Origin of the sequence: Shewanella sp. 11B5 (genome assembly GCF_002836795.1) — a bacterium.
GTDB lineage: Bacteria > Pseudomonadota > Gammaproteobacteria > Enterobacterales > Shewanellaceae > Shewanella > Shewanella frigidimarina.
This window is the reverse complement of the sequence record NZ_PJAP01000935.1, coordinates 1-3,058: the sequence shown is the minus strand read 5'-3', so window position 1 is coordinate 3,058 and position 3,058 is coordinate 1. Positions and strand designations below refer to the sequence as shown.

Genomic DNA, 3,058 nt, shown 5'->3' with positions numbered 1-3,058 from the left:
TTGTTATTACGAGTTTAGGTTACATAGAACAACCCTAAAAAATCCCACCTAATGCGTGGGATTTTTGCTAATATCGGCGGCATAATTTACTTAAAAGGATTGTATCTTGGACGCCAAACAACTGTTATTGACTCGCCAATCGACGCCTCGCCTAGTTGCCCCAGCACCAAATGCCGAACAACTCACTTTTTTGCTTGATGCAGCAGCAAGAGTACCAGACCACGGTGCATTAACGCCTTGGGAGTTTATTATTGCGGTAGATGATGGCTTAGCTAAGTTGGCAGATATTTTTGTTGATGCGGCTAAAAAAAGTGGTGCAGATGAAACTTTTCTGACTAAAGTCGCCAACATGCCTTATCGTGCACCTATGGTGATTACGGTCGTCGCCAAAACTCAAACGCATGATAAAGTACCAGTTTTAGAACAGCATATAGCAGCGGGTTGCGCCACTATGGCCATGCAGCAAGCGGCATTTTCGATGGGTGTAGGTGCTGTATGGCGTACAGGCGATTTTGCTTTTGATGCAAATGTACATCAACAACTAGGCTTGTCTAAGCAAGATCAAATAGTGGGCTTTTTATACGTAGGTACGCCAGCGGTAACTGCACCAATAAAACCATTAAAAAATGGTCAGCAATTCGCTCGCTATTTATAAGTTTGGTCAGCAGAGAGTACGAGCCTTTATTGAACAAAGAGGCTCGTTTATGTGTTAATCATCAAGCTAAGTTTTACTGTCTATTCGTAGAACTCGAGTGGGATCATGTTCTGATAGACATAATAGCCTAATGGTCCCATTAACAAACTGAGCATAGACCACACTACACGTTGGGCATTTTTGATGTGTGCTTTCGAGGTATAGGCTCGATAGCAAAAGTGAATATGTAAAATCAGTAATGCAATGAGCATTAATACTAACGTAATATCCATATTATTCATGTCATGTTCCTTTGCGTTCCAGCAATGACTTATCTAAGTGTAAGCTTAAAATTAAAATCTGCAGTAAAAATAATAAAAATCCATGTTTTTAAACGGCCATTCACTGCTAACACCTTTAATTTACTTTAAAAATTAACCGATTAATAGCCCGTAAACCATTAAATATTCATAATTTTTTAATTTTTGCACAAAGGTATTACTTGTCCATCATCATGTTCTGAATGTTTGAGCTGAATCATATTTTTTTGTGGTAACCATAAAGGATATTTATACATGGTCACGTTAAATAGTGAGCTGTTGACTAACGTGGTCAACCAAACGATAACGTTAGGGTATGGCATGGTGTTAAACCACACTGGTTCAACATTAGCAAATTGCCGAATAAACGGAAAAATAGCAAAATCAGCGAGTGTAGGGCTGTCGGTGCACAAATAGTTATGTTGCCGCAACAGGTCCTCTAATGTTGAATAAACCGCTCTGCCTGTTGTCGATACCAGAGTTGACTGTATTCAGGGAACCTGTCGGCATACTTGTATTTATCTAACCACGGTTTAAATTCATTATCATTGGCATTAATGAGCGATTCAGTCGTGGATTGATCCAACCAGTATTGCAGGGCTTGATACTCTTCTGTGGTTAAGTAATGATTTTCTGGCGCGGGATATTCAGTTAATGCAAAACGCATAATATCAAGACTTTCACTTATCACTTTGTTGTTTGCTGTCACCAAAACCGGCACAGTGCCTTTGGCCGAAATGGCGATCAATTCTGCGGGTTTATTTTTAAGCTCAATTTCACGTACTAACGGATTCAGTTGGCTTAAATGAAGGCTAATACGTGCACGCATAGCATAAGGACAACGACGAAAGGTGTATAAAATCGCAGAGTTCATTGAGTGTCTATAAAATGATGTATTACTAATAGAGTAACGTTTCTTGACTGAAAACCCAAAATTAACCGCTAACAACATTGTAAAAAAGTACATCAGTTAGTTTTAGTATTTTTTTGATTGTGATTTAGGTATACTTTCGGCCGTTTTTTTGAGTCTGTGCACAGTGTGCAGGCCTTATTTATATGCGCAGTAATATGCACTGGAAATTAAGTTCCAGCCAGCGGAGACCTCATTTTTATGCAACAACCTAAACCAGCGTCTAAACAAGAATCTATTCAAAAAGCCATGCAAGCTTCATCTCAATCCCAAGTCGCTGTGTGCGCGTTATATAAATTCGTAGCGTTACCTCATTTTGAAGATGTACGTCAGCCATTGCTTGATATCATGGAACAAAACGAAATCAAAGGCACTTTGTTGCTTGCTCAAGAAGGCATTAATGGCACTGTTGCAGGAACAGCTTCTGCGATTGATATTTTATTGGCTTGGTTGGGTACTCAACCTGGCTTAGATAATATTGTGACTAAGTTTTCTTTTGACGCCGAAATGCCGTTTTATCGTACCAAAGTGAAGCTGAAAAAAGAAATTGTGACTATGGGTATTGAAGGCATCGATCCTCGTAAAGTCGTCGGGACCTATGTGAAACCCAAAGACTGGAATGCGCTGATTTCAGATCCAGATGTGGTGTTAGTTGATACCCGTAATGATTACGAAGTGAAGATTGGTACGTTTAAAAATGCTGTCAATCCAGTAACTGAGACTTTCCGCGAGTTTCCGGAATATGTGAAGCAAAATTTAGATCCGGCTAAGCACAAAAAAGTGGCGATGTTTTGTACTGGTGGTATTCGTTGTGAAAAATCCACCGCATATTTAAAAGAGCAGGGCTTTGATGAGGTATATCATCTTGAAGGCGGCATTTTAAAATACCTTGAAGAAGTAGAACAAGAGCAAAGCTTATGGGAAGGTGAATGCTTTGTGTTTGATAACCGTGTAGCGGTAAATCATAGCCTAGAAAAAGGCCAATACGATCAATGTAATGCTTGTCGTATGCCAATTACTGAAGCAGAAAAACAAACTGAAGCCTATGTTCAAGGTGTCAGCTGTCCTCATTGCATTGATAAAGTGCCACAAGAACAACGTCAGCGCTTTATTGAGCGTGAGCGTCAAGTACAATTAGCCAAACAACGCGGTGAAGCGCATATTGGCAGCGATGTAAAACAAGTCATTGATGCT

5 protein-coding genes are annotated in these 3,058 nt (G+C 39.7%); 2 read left to right on the top strand and 3 right to left on the bottom strand.

What is annotated here, in order from left to right; translation table 11 throughout:
• The first annotated feature begins 106 nt into the window (after nt 1-106).
• Nucleotides 107-655, top strand: a complete 549-nt coding sequence (locus CXF78_RS18475; protein ID WP_011637003.1) for an NAD(P)H nitroreductase — start codon at nt 107-109, stop codon at nt 653-655.
• Nucleotides 656-735: 80 nt separating this feature from the next.
• On the opposite strand, the gene CXF78_RS18470 is transcribed toward CXF78_RS18475, so the two are convergent.
• The 3 genes from CXF78_RS18470 to CXF78_RS22015 form a co-directional block, all read right to left on the bottom strand.
• Nucleotides 736-936, bottom strand: coding sequence for a hypothetical protein (locus CXF78_RS18470; protein ID WP_011637004.1), 201 nt, complete (start codon nt 934-936; stop codon nt 736-738).
• A gap of 176 nt (nt 937-1,112) precedes the next feature.
• Complete coding sequence (locus CXF78_RS22020) at nt 1,113-1,385, bottom strand: glutathione S-transferase C-terminal domain-containing protein (RefSeq protein ID WP_308302281.1); 273 nt, start codon at nt 1,383-1,385, stop codon at nt 1,113-1,115.
• Between the two features lie 8 nt (nt 1,386-1,393).
• Complete coding sequence (locus CXF78_RS22015) at nt 1,394-1,828, bottom strand: glutathione S-transferase N-terminal domain-containing protein (protein WP_308302280.1); 435 nt, start codon at nt 1,826-1,828, stop codon at nt 1,394-1,396.
• 285 nt (nt 1,829-2,113) lie between these two features.
• Here CXF78_RS22015 and CXF78_RS18460 point away from each other — a divergent pair.
• Nucleotides 2,114-3,058: oxygen-dependent tRNA uridine(34) hydroxylase TrhO (locus CXF78_RS18460; RefSeq protein WP_102037575.1), on the top strand; the 945-nt coding region annotated here is incomplete at its 3' end.